Source organism: Runella salmonicolor (assembly GCF_024158025.1).
GTDB classification, from domain to species: domain Bacteria; phylum Bacteroidota; class Bacteroidia; order Cytophagales; family Spirosomataceae; genus Runella; species Runella salmonicolor.
On sequence record NZ_JAMZEL010000015.1, the window covers coordinates 14,037 to 30,665 of the forward strand.

Below are 16,629 nucleotides of genomic sequence, written 5' to 3' on the forward strand. Positions count from 1 at the left end.
CATTTACCCATGAAAAATATCCTTAAATATTGTCTTTCGCTGGCCATTGCGGGTGGCTTGATGTGGTACGTTTTTAAAGACATGGATTTGGCCGCTATGTGGGCTAAATTCGAAAATGCCAATCATTGGTGGCTCATTCTGGTTACCCTCTTTACCATCATTGCCGCGTGGAGTCGGGCCTACCGCTGGAATATGTTGCTTGAGCCACTAGGTTTTAAACCCTCTTCATTTGACTCTACCGTGGCGGTATTTACGGGTTATTTTGCCAACCAACTCATTCCCCGCGCGGGAGAGGTGACGCGGTGTGGCACGCTCAATCGGTTAGAACGTGTGCCCGTCAACGTCAGCTTTGGTACGGTAGTAGCCGAGCGGGTATTTGATGTCATTAGCCTTCTAGCGCTCATTGGCTTGGCTTTCATACTGGAATTCAACCGATTGAGCGATTTTTTCATGAGCCTTTTCGGTGAAAAACTGGGAATGGGCTCGGGCAACGGCTCTGGGCGAATAGTCCTTTTGGGCGGCGTGGCCGTATTGGGAATAGGCATTGCGGTAGCGGCTTGGTGGTTTTATCGTAACAACGCCGAACGACTGCGTCAGAATTCTCTTTTTGCTAAAATCGAAGGATTTGTGCTGGGATTGGTGGAAGGACTCTTGAGCGTTCGTAAACTTCGTAATCCGTGGGCGTTTGTTTTTCACACGGTTTTGATTTGGACGATGTACCTGCTCAGTTCTTACGTGTGCTTTTTTGTGCTCCCCGAATCGTCCCATCTTACCCTTTTGGCGGGATTGACCGTTCTGATTATGAGCGGATTGGGAATGTCAGCACCCGTACAGGGTGGGATTGGGCCGTACCATATTCTGGTCAGTAGCGCGCTGGTACTGTACGGATTATCCAAAGAAAATGGGCTGGCATTGGCCACCTACATCCACGGTACCCAAATGATTCTGATGTTGTTGTTAGGCGGTATTTCGTTCATTATCACCTTGGTCAAAAGCCCCAAAGCCGAAAGTCAAACTTCACTTTCACATTCTATTTCAAACAAAAATGTCTAATACTGCCGACAAAATTATGTCATGGGAAGCTGGCGCCGCAGCCGCTCGCGCATGGCAAGCAGAGGGTAAAAAAATTGTTTTCACCAATGGTTGCTTCGATATTGTCCACTTAGGGCATATCGACTATTTAGAAAAAGCCCGTAACCTCGGCCACAAAATGGTGCTGGGCCTAAACACCGACGCCTCGGTCAGCAAACTGAAAGGACCGCTGCGCCCCGTGGTCAATGAGTACGCCAGAGCGCGTTTGATGGCCGCGTTGGAGTTTGTGGATGCTGTCATTTTGTTCGGTGAGCCCACTCCTCTGGAGCTGATTCAGACAATTTGTCCTGATATTTTGGTAAAAGGCGATGATTATACTCCCCAAAATATCGTTGGCGCGGATTTTGTCGTTGAAAGAGGAGGAGAAGTATTAACCGTTCCGTTGGTTCAAGGTTATTCTACTTCTTTACTTATTGAGAAGATAAAAAAAGGCTATTAACCCTGATTTTAAGTAGATTTTGACGGTTTTATGTTCTTGTTGATAGATACAAAAATCCATTAATCAACCTAAAATCAATAAATCTAAGAAACAAAAATGGGAGGTTTAATTCTTATTGGTATCGTATTCATGGTCATTGGGATGTTTGTCCAGTGGCGTCTGAAAAGCAAATTTACGGAGTACTCGCAGGTGGGATTGATGAACGGAATGAGCGGGGCCGAAATCGCCGACCGCATGTTGCGCGACAACGGCATCTACGATGTGCGTATTACCCAGGTAGAAGGAATGCTCACCGACCACTACAACCCCGTTGATAAAACCGTCAACCTGAGTGCCGATGTGTATCATGGACGCAACGTTTCGGCGGCGGCCGTGGCAGCCCACGAATGCGGCCACGCAGTACAGCATAAAGTGGCTTACGCGCCGCTAAAAATGCGCTCGGCGTTGGTTCCGGTGGTGCAGGTATGCAGCAATATCCTTAACATGTTCAACATGGCGATGCTGTTTATCGGCGGGTTCATATTCTATAACCAAGGAATCGTGAGTACTACCCTCTTGACCGTTTTGGTTGTGGCCAACTTGGGGGTAACGCTCTTTGCTTTGATTACCCTGCCGGTAGAGTTTGACGCCAGCCGTCGGGCATTGGCGTGGGTAGAGCAGCGCGGCATCGTAAATCGCAACGAGCACGTCATGGCCAAAGACGCACTGTGGTGGGCCGCCATGACCTACGTAGTAGCGGCATTGGGCGCCCTGGCCAACCTGATGTATTACGCCAGTATGTTGCTTGGAAGAAGAAGCGACGACTAATGGAGATTACTTAAAAACACAATAAAAAAAGCGGCCCGAAAGCCGCTTTTTTTATTCTATGACCTGTACCCAGCCTTTACACTGGACCGTGGGGGTTACTTTTAATTGGTAGAAGTACGTGCCGTTCAAAACCCCTTTGCCCCAATCATCGGGATAATTAGCATTGCTGTACACTTGCTTTCCCCACCGGTTAAATACTTCCAGTTGAGCGTTGGGAATTCCAATGATGAACGTGTCGTTTTTGCCGTCACCGTTGGGGGTGATGACGTTAGGAATCTTATCTAAGTTCAATACCGACACCGTCTGTGTCACCGAGGTGGCACATCCATAGGCCGAAAACGCGCTAAGTGTCACCTGATAGGTGCCGTTTTGGGTATAGGTGGCAATCGCAGGGGTAGCGTTGGTGCTGCGCGTACCATTCCCCAAATCCCACTCAAATTTTGCATTGCCAGAGGTTCTATTAAAATACTGCAACGTAGTGGGTTGTCCGCAGGCGTAAACGGGCTCTATTTCAAAGCGCACATTTTGCGGCCCTTGCTCTACATTAACCGTGATGGTTCGCACGGGGGTGCATCCGTCGGGGTACGTACCCGTCACGGTGTAAGTAGTCGTTTGGGTAGGTTTCGCCACTGGGTTACGAATTGTAACATCCGATAAAGTCGGCGAAGGCAGCCAAGTATATTTAGTTGCTCCTCCCTGCGCAAGGAGTTGTACACTCTGTCCTGCACAGATAATGGTATCGGGCACGACCCTGAAATCCGTTTTGGTATCTTCAATCCTGACGGTTACGCTTTTTTGGGGTAAACAACCATCTGCGTAAACCCCCGTTACGGTGTAAGTGGTCGTTTGGGTCGGTTTAGCTACTATGCGTGTTCCGACAGAATCACTCAAGGTCAATGCGGGACTCCAACGATAACGAGTGGCACTGCCCAAAGCCGTCAGAATTGCGCTTTGACCCACGCAAATCGTGGTATCTTTTAAAGCCTGAAAATCAGGTTTATTATTATTTACAGTAACCGTCACGTTGCGTTTGACGGTGCAATTAGAATCGGTAACGGTACAGATAAATTGCGTAGTAGCGTTGACTTTTGCGATGGGGTTGGCAATGTTAGGATTGCTTAAACCTGCCGCTGGGCTCCACGAATACTTAATACCTCCTTGTGCAAAAAGCGGCACGCCCACATTCGCGCAAACAGTCGTATCACCGTTCGCTTTGGCCTTTGAAACACCCACTTTGATAATCTTGGTCACCACATCCTGCCCTCGGCACACCAACGGATTGAATATCCGTAACGTAACGCGGTATTCACCCGGTTGATTAAATGTATAGGTTGACTTAACGGGGTCACGCGAGATGTTGTTACCCTGTACGTCCCAATTGTAAGTTCTTCCACCTACGCTTGTATTGACAAAATCCAGCGTCAGGGGAGCGCATCCCGACACAACGCCCTTGGTTGACCCTTCGTAGGTATCAAAATCGGCTTTCATGCGGTCAATATCAAACTTAAAGGCCGCATTGTTACAGTCAAGGCTATTCCGATTGACGGACCAAACATTGGGAGTCGAAGGAAAATTGGCTTGCCGACAAACGCAAGTAGCGTGATAAATAACACCATTTTTGGCAAAACGACTGGTTCCGCCATCCACATGGTCGCCGTCATCGCTGGTGACGGTACTCCCGATAAATGTGCCGTATAACAATGATTTGGCTCCTTTTTCGAGAATAGCAAGGTAAAAATTACTACCCGTGGTGGTACGCATAAACGCATCTTCGGTAGTAGGCAGCCCGATGGTACTGCTTGACAAAATATAACCGTTTCGGCTGTTTACAACCCCACCCCAGCCCGACAAGTAAATATTGCCACATTCATTGACCAGAAAAGCCGTCGGGGCAATGTCCGGACGCCCGCGCGTAGAGCCGATGGTGGTTGAAAATACCGTTTGGGCAAGGTTTTTATCAAGTGCATGAACAAATTGGCCTGCGTTTGCCACATTGTAAGTACCCACCGTAGCGGGATATTTACCGTTTGTAATTCCAAAAACGTGGGCATTTTCTTCGGCATCTACATCCACCAAATAACCAACATCTGAGCTATCGGTACCCAAATAAGTAATTTGGGCCAATTGGTCATTGGCGAATTTAGCCAGAAAACCATCTTCCAACCCTGAAAGGGTGTTTTTAAAAGCCCCTGTTTTTACGGGCAAATTAGAACTTCGGGTTACTCCCGTCACGTAGACCGCTCCCGAGGGGGCCCATTTGATTCCGTACGCTGCGTCGACTGAAGTTCCGCCCAAATACGTACTCATGAGCATCGTTTTCAGGTCCGAACTCAATTTGAACACGACCGCATCCTGACGGCCACCGTATTGATTGCCGGGCGCATTCACCAACGGAAAATTAGAGGAATTGGTTGAAGTAGCTACGTAGACATTGTCTTTATCATCGACCACTACTTCTCCCCGAAATTCATCTCCGTAATTGGCCAACGTAAAATCAGGCGTGCGGCTGTATCCATCGCTCCCGTTTCCGCCCACGTAGGTACTGCCCGTCAGCACACTACCCGTAGCATTTAATTTCAGGACGAAAATATCCATACCATTATTAAACTCAAATCCACCGAGAGGCATCACGGGAGTTCCGCCCCCAAAACGGGTTTGAAAAGCGCCCGAAGTAAGCGGGAAATTGAGGGATGATGTCGTTCCAAAAATCACTAATTCATCCTTGTTGTTCACAATCATGCTATGAGGCACGTCACAATCAGAACCACCGATGTACGTGCCATACAATAACCGCGTACCATCGGGACTGAATTTAAGTAGTCCAATATCTACCTGCCCCCCTATTTGTCGTTGAAACGCCCCCGCTGTGGTAGGAAAAACCCCTAGAGAATGCGTCGTGCCCACCGAGTACAAATTTCCCTGTGTATCGTAGGTAGCGGCGTGGCCAAAGTTATTGGCGTAAGAACCCGAAAAAGTCGAAAAAACCAATTCCGGGTCAATGGTCAACGGGGCCGAGCGGTCATAGCCTTTGGGAAAATCAAACGAAAGATATTCTCCCTCTAGCCGGTACTGCGTAGCTACTTCTTTGCTGTGTTGATTGATTTCTTGGTAAGTGTAAGGCTTCGCTTCCTTGAATTGATTGACCGTGGTGGCCACGGCCAGCTCGTTGTTGACCAGTTTTAGCTCTTTGCTGCCCGCGTAGCGCATTTTAATACGCGAAGCATCGGCATTGGGGGCCACCAAAAATTCATATTTGAGCGTTTGCCGAAAGGCGTACATTTTGAAGTCGATACCGGGATACACATCACGGTAAATTACTTCGCCAAACGACGCCACATTGGACGCCCAACGGTTGGGATCATTGCCCAAAAAGTAGTTGTATGTGGCGGGATTTTTGTGTTGTTCTTCTACGTTAAACGTAGGGTTTGCCCCCTCAAAAAGCACTTCCACGGCGTGCCCGTTTAACGCACCTGTTTTGCGGGCATTGGGCGCACCTTTTCGGGCGTGAACACTCTTCAGTGCCTCTTCTTCAAAGAAGACATACATCAGCGATTTTTCTTTCAGCAGCAAATACCCTCCCGGTATTTCGGCGCAATAGCGCACGGCGGCCTCCCACTGTCCCTGATTTCGCACAAATCGAACCGCGGCGGAATTTTGCGCCATCAGCCCGCCAGTAATTCCCAGAAATAGTAAGGTAATACGTAAAATTTGCTTCATACAGAAAAAACGAAAATGCTGCTTTTAAATTACGAAGAATTATGACTTTGGCGTTGAAAAAGCCCGATTACTTGCTGTTTTCTATCCTTTTGACAATTCCTTCGCCCGACGCTCGGCCGCCAAGATTCCCGTTTGAAGGGTTTTGGACAAATCGCCCGCTTCAAACTCCCGTAAAGCCGCTTCTGTCGTACCGCCTTTTGACGCCACGGCCTTGATTAAGTCATCCAAACTTTTGTCGGCATTATTGATTAAATGAAACGAACCCAACATGGTTTGTTTGACCAACAGCGTCGCCAACGACTCTTCAAAGCCCATTTTCTTGCCCGCTTCGACCATCGCTTTGACCAAATAATAAAAATAGGCTGGGCCACTACCGCTCAGGGCGGTCACGGCATCCAGCATGGACTCGTCTTCCAAAAACACCGAACGCCCCGTGGCGTTGATGAGGTTATCTACTTTCAGCAATTGCGCAAAACTCAACTCCTTGGCCGCCGAGAAGCCCGTGATGCCCATTCCAAGCATGGCGGGGGTATTGGGCATGGCCCGAATCACCAGCCGATGGTCAAGTTTTTCCTGAATATTGGCAATCGGAATCCCTGCCATAATCGACAATATCACCTGCTGTGGCTGTAATACTTCGCGCAACGCATCCTGCACCGCCGCAAAATCCTGCGGCTTGACCGACAGAATCACAATATCGTACTCTCCTATGTGCGTACTGATGGTTTCAATGACCACGCCCGTGTTTTCGGTACGCAGGGTTTCGGCGCGGTCGGCGCTTTTTTCAATCAAAAGAAGGTTCTCTTTTTTTACAAGATCATACTGCAAAAACGATTTGGCAAAGGCCATGCCCATGTTTCCGCAACCTACAATAGCAATTTTCATTGGTTCGGGGTAAAAATTGGTGGTTAAAGCGCAAAATTGGGGATATTTTGGCAATAAAACGCGATTTTGAGTAAGTTTACAAAAAAGATAAAGCACGCATGAACCAGGAAATCGAAGGGGTTTATTTGAGTAAAGTCACTATTAAAGACTTCAATTGCTTTCGGGGCGAGCAAACGATTTCTTTTACGCGTCCCGACGGCCGCTATCAGCAATGGAATGTCATTTTAGGAAATAATAATACGGGGAAGACAACGATTTTGAGGTTGTTGAGTGGGTTAGTAGACGGCAAGAAAATAAAAATGTTTTTTCCTTTAGTACCTCAAATCAAGATTTACATAGACCGTCTTATAAGTAGAGATGTTGTAGCTGCAATTTCCTTACAGACATTAAACAACAATGAACTAATTCAGGTTGAGGATTATCCTTCACGGCTTGACTCCAAAACGATACCTAAAAAAATACAAATCTATGGGTATGGCACTTCCCGGAGAATGTCCACAACATCCATCTCTGAAGATTCCAGTGTAGATTCTATTGAAGGTCTATTCCAAGACAATTATGAACTTATAAACGCCGAAGAATGGCTTTTGCAACTTGACTATGGTGCTAAAAATGGAATTAAAAACGCTGAAATCGTATTAAATAAGCTTAAAATGGTTCTGACCAGCGGCCTTTTACCAGATGTCAAAGCAATAGAATTAAAATCAGAATTGAACCCTGAAACCAACAGCATTAAAAATTACGCGCTGTTTGAGACAGATTATAGAAATGTTCGTTTGAAAGATTTAGGCTACGGCTATCAGGCAACGATGGCTTGGGTAGTAGATTTAGCCAAAAAGTTATTTGAAAGATACGCTTCGTTAGACAATCCTCTCACGGGTGCCGCCATTGTGTTGGTAGATGAAATTGATTTGCACTTACACCCCGATTGGCAACGACAGGTTATCAGTCATTTAAGTAGTATTTTCCCCAATGTTCAGTTCATTGTCACGGCGCATAGCCCTCTGATTGTACAATCGGCAGACAATGTCAACTTGATTATTTTAGAAAAAGGGAAAGATAACCAAACGCACATTCGGCAGGAATTCGGCACGTTTAAAGGGTGGACGGTAGAAGAAATTTTGCAGGATTTGATGGGACTCGGTGATAAAACCCTGTCAGACACCTATTTGAATCTTCTTCAACACTTTGAAGATGGGCTTGATAGCGATAACTATGAGAAAGCGAAGGCCGCTTATGATGAACTTTTACTGATTCTTCACCCCCAAAGCAGCCAACGCAAATTGCTAAAGTTACAGTTGGGAGCCATTGCCCCTACCACCGTATGATTCAACTGGAAGATAAACCCTGCCCTGTCGAATTGACGGAGGAGTTAATTGCACAATTGACCGAAGAATACCAACAAACGGGCAAAAGCGTCTGGAAAAAGGAATTCATTGCAGAGCAATTATTGGCCATGTCAAACGGGAAGTGCTGCTTTTCGGAATGCCGATTGGAGGAAGAAGGAAAATATCCTGAAGTAGAGCATTTTGCGCCAAAATCATTGTACCCTCAAGACGTGGTAAAATGGGAAAACTTATTGCCCATCAGCAGTGCTTGTAACAAAAGCAAAGGTGACCACGATACGCGAAAAGAGCCAATCATTAACCCTCGTTACGAAGACCCGAAGGAACATTTTTATTTTCAAGGGTATCGTTTTAAACCTAAAACACCAAAAGGGCATTTGAGCATTGAAGTTCTCAATTTGAATGACCGAATTCTGTGGGTCAATAAACGATTTGAAATAGGAGATAAAGCAGTCGAAAGATTGGAAGAAATCAGTAAAAAGCTCCAAGAATACGATCAAAGCTTTTCAAAATCAACCCCTAAACAAAACTCTATCGTTCGGCAATTGCGCAATCTTTTTCATGAAGGGACTCCCAAAGCCGAATACAGCGCTGTAGTAGCCTCTTATTTGCTCAATGACGATGATTTTCAAATTATAAAAGACCTGATGCAGAAAAATAATCTCTGGGATGAGGAATTTGAAAGCTTAGAAAAGCAACTAAAATTCTCCGCCTTGGATGTTCGAGAACCCAAATCATAGTCGGATTTTTCCGGTTCGTCGCAAATTGGAAATAATTTTAGCAGGGGTAGCCTAAACTTCTGAAATTTGACCTAATCAACAAACAATAACCATTTGCCTGACCAAATAATGAAAAAGTATTTACTGCTTCTACTGTTAGGAGGGCTTTCTCCCGCGCTCATTGCCCAAAAGAAAGCAAAAAAATCGGCCCCGCCTCCCGCGCCGACGGTCGTTAAAAAACCGCTCACCCACGATGTGTACGATTTTTGGAAAGACATTCCTGAACGGGTCATCAGCCACAACGGACAGTGGTTTGGCTACGCGCTCAATCCACAAGAAGGCGATGGGAAAGTAGTATTTCACAATCTCGCCACCAATCAAGCCGACTCCGTAGCCCGTGGTGAAGGATTGAGGTTAAGCATGGATTCGGAGTTTGCCGTTTTTAAAATAAAACCCCAACTCGAATTAACAAAGGCGGCAAGGCGCGCCAAAAAGAAGAAAGACGAACTGCCCAAAGACTCATTGGGGATTTATGCACTCGCCTCCCAAAAGCTGGTCAAATTTCCAACGGTTCAGTCTTTTAAACTGCCCGAAAAAGGCAGCGATTGGGTAGCGTTCTTGGGCGAAAGCCCCAAAGTAAAGCCCGACACCACCAAAAAAGCCCCGAGCAAACGTCCCAAACGGGAATCGGACGAAAACGGTTATCGCCTGGTGGTGAGGCAATTGAAAAGCGGAACTGAAAAAACATTTCCGTTTGTAACCGAATACGAAGTAGCCAAAAATGGCAAACGCCTCGCCTTCGCTTCTACGGGTGCCGATTCTACCAAAACGGGCGTTTATATCTTTGAACCCGCCACCAATCAACTCACCCTGATTCATGCGGGCTTGCCAAAGCATAAATTCAAGAAATTATCCTTTGACGAAAACGGCGACCAACTCGCTTTTGTGGCCGATTTGGACACCAACGCCAAAGTTCAGATTCGTTTGCCGAAGTTGTTTTATTGGAAATCAGGCGACGCCACCGCCACCCGCTTGGCCGACGAAACCACCCAACCCGCCGCGCAGGGCTGGCTCATAAGCAGCGAATACACACCCAAATTCTCCAAAGATGGGGCGAAATTGTTCTTCGGAACCAATCCTAAACCCATTGTTCAGGATACCACGCTCCTCAACGAAGAAATCGTGAACGTGGAAGTGTGGCATTGGCAGGACGCCAAACTCCAAACCCAACAAAAAGTATCATTGGAGAGAGACCGCAAAAAATCGTATTTGGCGATGGTCAACCTCGGCGATAAAAAATTGGTCCAATTGGGCAGCGAACTCATTCCAGAAGCCGAGTTAATCAATGAAGGAAACGGCGATTTTATCATCGGTCACTCCGACATTCGCTACTCCAATCAGCACTGGGACTGGAATCCCAAAGAAGATGCGTACCTCATCAGCACCCGCGACGGCTCTAAAACCCTACTCAAAGAAAAAATCCAAGGCAATGCGCGCGTATCGCCCGAGGGCAAGTATTTGTACTGGTTTTCCAACCCCGACACCGCTTGGTTTGCGCACGATATTGCGGCCAATAAAACCATCCAATTGACCACCAATAAAGCCGTCAAATTTGCCGACGAGGAAGACGATCACCCTGATTTCCCAAATCCTTACGGCCTTGCGGGCTGGACCAAAGGCGACCAATCTATCCTCATCAACGACCGTTTTGATATTTGGCAAATTGACCCGCAGAACCCTAATAGTCCTAAGAAATTGACCAACGGTCGGGGCGACAAACGAGTTTACCGCTACGTGCGATTGGATGCGGAAGAACGGAACGTTGATTTATCTAAACCATTGCTCCTGAGCACGGTCAACGAAACCACCAAGCAGTCGGGTTTTGCGCAGTTATCTCCCACTTTGCAGGTAACAAAGTTGTACGAGGGCGATTTTAGCGTAGGCAATCTAGTACTGAAAGCCAAAAATGCCGACCGTTATCTGTTCACAAAACAAACCTTTAAAGAATATCCCGATTGGTACACCACCGACGGAAGTTTCAAGAGCATCACCCGGGTCACCAATGCCAATCCTCAGCAGTCCAACTACCTGTGGGGCTCGGTCGAAATCGTGAGCTGGAGAGCAGGCGATGGCACACCGTTGCAGGGATTATTGTACAAACCAGAGAATTTTGACTCGACCAAGAAGTACCCAATGATGACGTACTTTTACGAGAAAAACGCCGATAACGTACACACCCACTACGCCCCGCGTCCCATCCGCTCGTACATCAATTTCTCGTATTTTGTGAGCAATGGTTACTTGGTTTTTGTCCCTGATATTGTGTACAAAACGGGTTATCCAGGCCAAAGTGCCTACAATTGTATCGTACCCGGCGTGTTGAGCATGATTGACAAAGGATTTGTCGATAAAGACAAAATAGGAATCTCAGGGCACAGTTGGGGAGGCTACCAAACAGCGTATTTGGTTACGCAAACCAACCTTTTCAAAGCTGCCGAAGCGGGCGCTCCCGTAGCAAACATGACCAGCGCTTACGGTGGTATCCGCTGGGACACAGGACTTTCGCGCCAAGCGCAGTATGAGCGTACCCAGACCCGTATTGGGGGTACACTATGGGAAAAACCCATGCAATACCTCGAAAACTCGCCGCTTTTTCACGCGCCCAAGATTCAAACGCCCGTGCTCATGATGCACAACGACGACGACGGCGCTGTGCCTTGGTACCAAGGAATTGAGTTTTATATGGCACTGAAACGTCTTAACAAACCCGTTTGGATGCTGAACTACAACGGCGAAAAACACGGCCTCACCAAACGCCAAAACATGAAAGATTTCGCGGTTCGTCTGTACCAATATTTTGACCATTACCTCAAAGACGCCCCCGCGCCATCGTGGATGGCGGAAGGCTTGCCCTTGGTCGAAAAAGGAATCAACCAGCACTTGGCTCCAGCCAAAGTAAGCGGAGGTTCACAATTGGGTGGCGGAAGCGAGAAATAACGCCACAATTGAAGTTCATAAAAAAAGCGTTCAGAGTTTTCTGAGCGCTTTTTTATGAATATACAACAACTTTACCTTCCGATAGCTACCTTCCGCAGAATTGAATCAATGACGTAGCGCGTCGTGATACCGTCGGCTTCGGCTTCGTAGTTGAGCATGATTCGGTGGTTGAATACGTCGGGGGCGGCTTCTTTTATATCTTCTGGAAGCACATAATCACGGCCCGCAAAATACGCCAATGCTTTGGCGGCCAAGTTGAGTTTAATCGTGCCGCGGGGCGATACGCCAAACTGCATGTAGCGGGCTTCGTCGCGCAAACCATAATCTAGCGGGCGACGCGTGGCAAAAACCAGCTCCACAATGTAGTTTTCTAAGGTTTCAGAAAGCGTAATCTGGTTGATTCCGTGGCGAATTTGCGCAATATCTTCCTTCGTCAAGATTGCTTTCGGCTCGTAGTTATAGTCCAGATTTGACATCCGGCGCATCACTTCCATTTCTTCGGTTTTGCTGGGATAATCCACAAAAACTTTCATCATAAAACGGTCCAACTGCGCTTCGGGTAGTGGGTAAGTGCCTTCCTGCTCCACGGGGTTTTGGGTCGCCAACACAAAAAACGGACGGTCGAGGCGAAAGGTATCTTCGCCGATGGTCACCTGCTTTTCCTGCATTGCTTCCAACAGCGCCGATTGCACCTTGGCGGGTGAGCGGTTGACCTCGTCGGCCAAAATCATATTGGCAAAAATGGGCCCTTTTTTTACTTCATAATCGCCCAATTTGGGTTTGTAAATCATGGTGCCGATGATGTCGGCAGGAAGTAAATCGGGCGTAAACTGAATGCGCTGGAAATCAAGGTGCAACACCTTAGCCAAGGTATTGACAGTGAGGGTTTTGGCCAATCCAGGTACGCCTTCCAGCAAAATATGCCCTCCCGTACATAATCCTATAAGCAGTCGATTGATAAGGTTTTCTTGCCCCACAACCACTTTCCCCATTTCCTCAAAAATCTCCTGTATTTTCTTCTGTGGCATTTGGTTTCAAAGTAAGTGTAAGATGTAAAGTTAGGAATTACCCGTTTTTACACCTTATTTTCTTACGTTTTTTCTGCATTCTCTGTTTTTCAAGGGCAAAAAAATACCTTTTGCCTGCTCTTTAACGACGAGATATGCCCTGAAACCATGTTATTGACAAACCTTACACCCCTACCTCCTTCCGCTGCAATGCATAAGACCTACCTATTGGCACAAGCGCTAAACAATTGACTCTGTGCAGTATAGCGTTAGCATCTTACTGGCATTGTCCAAATTGCCATTTTGCGCGGCAGCCAGTTGTATACGCTCTAAAAATTCCCAGTTGATGGGTGTAATAAAGTCGTCGTGCTTGGAGGTCAAAAGTGCGTGAATACGTATTTGCCCCTCTTCTATTTCGTTGCCGAATATACTTTGACAACTCATCTCATACAATTGCTTCTTTAAAAGCTTCTCGGTCAATGAAAATGTCGTATCTGTTTTTGAAAACAACTCTCGAATCTCTGATTCGCACCTAAGCCCCGTCATGCTTTTGTTTTGCAGGACATATTGGATAATACAGCAGGATACTTCACCGACCAAACATATATCGGTTATTTTTTCTCTTTGAATCGTTTTTTTGACCGCTTTCAAGAAGTTGGCATCATCAAAATAGAAGACCGAGGCAGGCGCAGTAAGAAACAAAACGTCCCCGAAGTGCTTGGTAATAAACCTTTCCATTTGACAAAATGGACACACGAGAAACAACTGATTTTGGGGCTTAGCGTTCATGATTTGTTCGTGACATTTTAATTTGGGTTGTACCCAATTGAGGGTACAACCCGTTTTTTAGCCGATGTGAATTTCAGCATTCAAATCACACTGCTTTTGCTTAAGTATGAGCTGTTTTGCTTCATAGAAATCCTGAAGGAGGTTTTTAATACGATTTTCGCGCATTTTTATATCCTCTTCATTATCACTTTTTTCAATCTTACTTTCATGAAATTTTATTTTTACGTGAACCAATTGCGTAAGAATATCAAGCGCCTCAGATTGAGTGAAATTTCCTTTGAGAAGTGGGATGTTCATGATTGAAAAAAGTTAAAGTTACTGCCCTTGCCCCAAAGAAAAGGCGGGTTTTCCGTCAAAAGCGTACAGGTTTTCGGTCTTGACGACGTCGATGCCTTTCTCGTGAGCCGCCCCCAGCAGTTGAATGATTTGTGTTTTATCTAAGCTCTTTCCTTCGAGAGGCTTAAAGCGACAACGCCAGTGGTCGGTGCAGAATGTTTCGGAGAATCCATCTGGCCATACTTTGATGCCACGATTGGTAATCATGCTGATTTGCACCTCAGATGTGTTGATTTGTTGCACTTTTTCCGCCAGTTCGTCGGCGCTGGTTCCGTTCCAGTGTACAAATAAATCTACGCCCAACAGCTCTTTTAACTTGGGTGCTTTGCGCTGGTATTTGGGTAGATTAAGTGCTGAGCCGTTGGCGTAGCTAACCGCTTTAAATTGAGATGGTTTTTGCCCTAAGTTGCCAATCACTGCTTCGGCAAACTCTTTGGTTCCCACTTTTTGTTTGCTCACTCCTTCTTTGAAAATGTCATAGGTGTGGATGCCGTCCTCAATCGTTTTCAGCCACGCGTTTTGTACTTTTTCGGCCACCTCGGTTTGTCCTATATGATTCAGCATCTGAATCGCCCCTTGCAACAATCCCGACGGATTGGCCAGATTTTGTCCTGCCCTGCGCGGAGCTGAACCGTGAATGGCTTCAAACATGGCACATTCTTCGCCGATATTTGCCGAGCCAGCCAAACCCACCGAGCCAGCAATTTGCGCGGCAACATCGCTCAGCACATCTCCGTATAAATTGGGCATCACAATCACATCAAACACCTCAGGTGTGTCGGCCATTTTTGCCGCCCCAATGTCAATAATCCAATGCTCATTTTCGATGGTGGGGTATTCTTTGGCAATCTCATCAAACACCTGATGAAACAATCCATCCGTTTGTTTCATGATGTTGTCTTTGGTAAAGCAAGTGACTTTTTTTCGTCCGTACTGTTTGGCATACTCAAAAGCATAACGGATTATTTTTTCGCAACCCGGACGGCTGATGAGTTTAAGACACTGAACCACTTCATCGGTTTGTTGGTGTTCTATTCCTGCGTACAGGTCTTCTTCATTTTCCCTTACAATGACAATGTCCATCTCGGGGTGTTTGGTCTTTACGAAGGGATGTAAACTAACGCAAGGGCGTATGTTGGCATATAAGCCCAAAAACTTTCGGGTAGTTACGTTCAAACTTTTGTATCCTCCCCCCTGCGGTGTGGTAATGGGAGCTTTGAGGAAAATTTTGTTCCTGCGGATGATATCCCAAGATTCTTTTGCAATACCCGCTGTATTGCCAGCTAGGTACACTTTTTCGCCTACCTCTACTTCATCAATTTCAATTTGAGCTCCTGCGGCTTTAATAATAGACAGAGTGGCATCCATAATTTCAGGCCCAATGCCATCGCCTTTTGCTACCGTAATTCTTTTCATTACTTGATTGGTTTTTGATTGACGGCACAAAAGTCTGTACTGATTTCCATAAGTTTTTATTTAACTTTGCTATTATTATCATAAATATTTTTTATGAACTATACCCTAAATCAGCTAAGAGTTTTTCTAAAAGTGGCCCAAACACTGAGCGTTACCAAGGCAGCAGAGGAGCTACATTTAACCCAACCGGCGGTTTCGATTCAGCTCAAAAACTTTCAGGATCAGTTTGAAGTGCCTTTGATAGAAGTCATAAACAAGAAAATTTATGTCACTGATTTTGGTAAAGAGATTGTGGAGGCTGCCGATAAAATTCTGAGTGAAGTCTATGCCATCAATTATAAAATGCACGCCCACAAAGGACAACTTACGGGAAAACTTAAACTATCGGTAGTATCCACAGGAAAATACATAGCACCTTATTTTATTGCTGATTTTATCAAACAACACTCTGGAATTGAACTACTTATGGATGTTACTAACAAAGCACAGGTAGTAGCCAGCTTAGAAAAAAACGAAGTAGATTTTTCGTTGGTGAGCGTGTTGCCAGAAAATCTAAAAATTGATAAAGTGGAATTGATGCAGAACAAGCTCTTTGTGGTTGGGAATTCGGAAGTAAGCTATGAGGCAAGCCGATACGATAAAAGCATTTTTGAAACCATACCACTTATCTATCGAGAGCCAGGGTCAGGCACGAGGCATGTGATGGAAAAGTTTATTATTCAAAATAGCCTTCCAGTACTCAAAAAGATGGAATTAACCTCAAATGAAGCCGTTAAACAAGCCGTTATTGCAGGGCTAGGTTATTCAATAATGCCATTAATCGGCATTAAAAATGAGTTAGTCAACCAGCAACTGCAAATCATTCCCGTCGAAGGCTTTCCCATAACATCTACTTGGACGCTGATTTGGTTAAAAGATAAAAAACTGTCGCCCGTAGCTAATGCCTATCTTAATTACCTCAAAAAAGAAAAGCAAAATATTATTAATGTTAAGTTTGCTTGGTTTGAGAATTATTGAGCCTATATGAAGACGATTTTTTGCAAAATCATCAAATGCGCGCGTTTTTCTCAAATTCCCTT

Annotated in this window: 13 protein-coding genes; 7 read left to right on the forward strand and 6 right to left on the reverse strand. The window is 45.8% G+C overall.

The window, feature by feature from the left end:
* The first annotated feature begins 9 nt into the window (after positions 1 to 9).
* The 3 genes from NCI00_RS25040 to NCI00_RS25050 all read left to right on the forward strand — a co-directional run bounded on the left by NCI00_RS25040 (position 10) and on the right by NCI00_RS25050 (position 2,338).
* On the forward strand, positions 10 to 1,053 hold the full coding sequence (locus NCI00_RS25040) for a lysylphosphatidylglycerol synthase transmembrane domain-containing protein (RefSeq protein WP_166559824.1): 1,044 nt from the start codon (positions 10 to 12) through the stop codon (positions 1,051 to 1,053).
* Entirely contained in the window at positions 1,046 to 1,531 is a 486-nt protein-coding gene (gene rfaE2 / locus NCI00_RS25045; protein ID WP_114067514.1) for a D-glycero-beta-D-manno-heptose 1-phosphate adenylyltransferase, read from the forward strand. The genes NCI00_RS25040 and rfaE2 overlap by 8 nt, the downstream gene beginning before the upstream one ends.
* 96 nt (positions 1,532 to 1,627) lie before the next feature.
* Complete coding sequence (locus NCI00_RS25050; RefSeq protein ID WP_114067515.1) at positions 1,628 to 2,338, forward strand: zinc metallopeptidase; 711 nt, start codon at positions 1,628 to 1,630, stop codon at positions 2,336 to 2,338.
* Between the two features lie 51 nt (positions 2,339 to 2,389).
* On the opposite strand, the gene NCI00_RS25055 is transcribed toward NCI00_RS25050, so the two are convergent.
* Both NCI00_RS25055 and proC read right to left on the reverse strand, forming a co-directional pair.
* Positions 2,390 to 6,055 carry a DUF7948 domain-containing protein gene (locus tag NCI00_RS25055; RefSeq protein ID WP_253532254.1) on the reverse strand — a complete coding sequence of 1,222 codons (3,666 nt, stop codon included), beginning with the start codon at positions 6,053 to 6,055 and terminating at the stop codon, positions 2,390 to 2,392.
* Between the two features lie 81 nt (positions 6,056 to 6,136).
* A complete protein-coding gene (proC, locus tag NCI00_RS25060) occupies positions 6,137 to 6,940 on the reverse strand; it encodes a pyrroline-5-carboxylate reductase (RefSeq protein ID WP_114460377.1) in 804 nt (267 codons plus the stop codon).
* Between the two features lie 98 nt (positions 6,941 to 7,038).
* Between proC and NCI00_RS25065 the strand changes: the two genes are divergently transcribed.
* The 3 genes from NCI00_RS25065 (at position 7,039) to NCI00_RS25075 (ending at position 12,002) form a co-directional block, all read left to right on the forward strand.
* Complete coding sequence (locus NCI00_RS25065; protein WP_253532255.1) at positions 7,039 to 8,268, forward strand: AAA family ATPase; 1,230 nt, start codon at positions 7,039 to 7,041, stop codon at positions 8,266 to 8,268.
* Positions 8,265 to 9,026, forward strand: coding sequence for an HNH endonuclease family protein (locus NCI00_RS25070; protein WP_253532256.1), 762 nt, complete (start codon positions 8,265 to 8,267; stop codon positions 9,024 to 9,026). Before NCI00_RS25065 ends, NCI00_RS25070 begins: the two co-directional genes overlap by 4 nt.
* A 108-nt stretch (positions 9,027 to 9,134) precedes the next feature.
* The gene (locus NCI00_RS25075) at positions 9,135 to 12,002 is read left to right on the forward strand and encodes an alpha/beta hydrolase family protein (protein WP_253532257.1); all 2,868 of its coding nucleotides are present in this window, start codon (positions 9,135 to 9,137) and stop codon (positions 12,000 to 12,002) included.
* Between the two features lie 71 nt (positions 12,003 to 12,073).
* Here NCI00_RS25075 and NCI00_RS25080 read toward each other — a convergent pair whose 3' ends face one another.
* The 4 genes from NCI00_RS25080 to NCI00_RS25095 all read right to left on the reverse strand — a co-directional run bounded on the left by NCI00_RS25080 (position 12,074) and on the right by NCI00_RS25095 (position 15,550).
* Complete coding sequence (locus NCI00_RS25080; protein WP_114067521.1) at positions 12,074 to 13,030, reverse strand: AAA family ATPase; 957 nt, start codon at positions 13,028 to 13,030, stop codon at positions 12,074 to 12,076.
* Positions 13,031 to 13,249: 219 nt separating this feature from the next.
* Positions 13,250 to 13,798, reverse strand: a complete 549-nt coding sequence (locus NCI00_RS25085; protein WP_253532258.1) for a hypothetical protein — start codon at positions 13,796 to 13,798, stop codon at positions 13,250 to 13,252.
* Between the two features lie 57 nt (positions 13,799 to 13,855).
* Complete coding sequence (locus tag NCI00_RS25090) at positions 13,856 to 14,095, reverse strand: hypothetical protein (protein ID WP_166559819.1); 240 nt, start codon at positions 14,093 to 14,095, stop codon at positions 13,856 to 13,858.
* 18 nt (positions 14,096 to 14,113) lie between these two features.
* Positions 14,114 to 15,550, reverse strand: coding sequence for an NADP-dependent isocitrate dehydrogenase (locus NCI00_RS25095; protein ID WP_253532259.1), 1,437 nt, complete (start codon positions 15,548 to 15,550; stop codon positions 14,114 to 14,116).
* 93 nt (positions 15,551 to 15,643) lie between these two features.
* Here NCI00_RS25095 and NCI00_RS25100 point away from each other — a divergent pair, with 93 nt between their 5' ends.
* Positions 15,644 to 16,567: a LysR family transcriptional regulator gene (locus NCI00_RS25100; RefSeq protein WP_253532261.1), complete on the forward strand. Its 924-nt coding sequence runs from the start codon at positions 15,644 to 15,646 to the stop codon at positions 16,565 to 16,567.
* Positions 16,568 to 16,629: the final 62 nt, after the last annotated feature.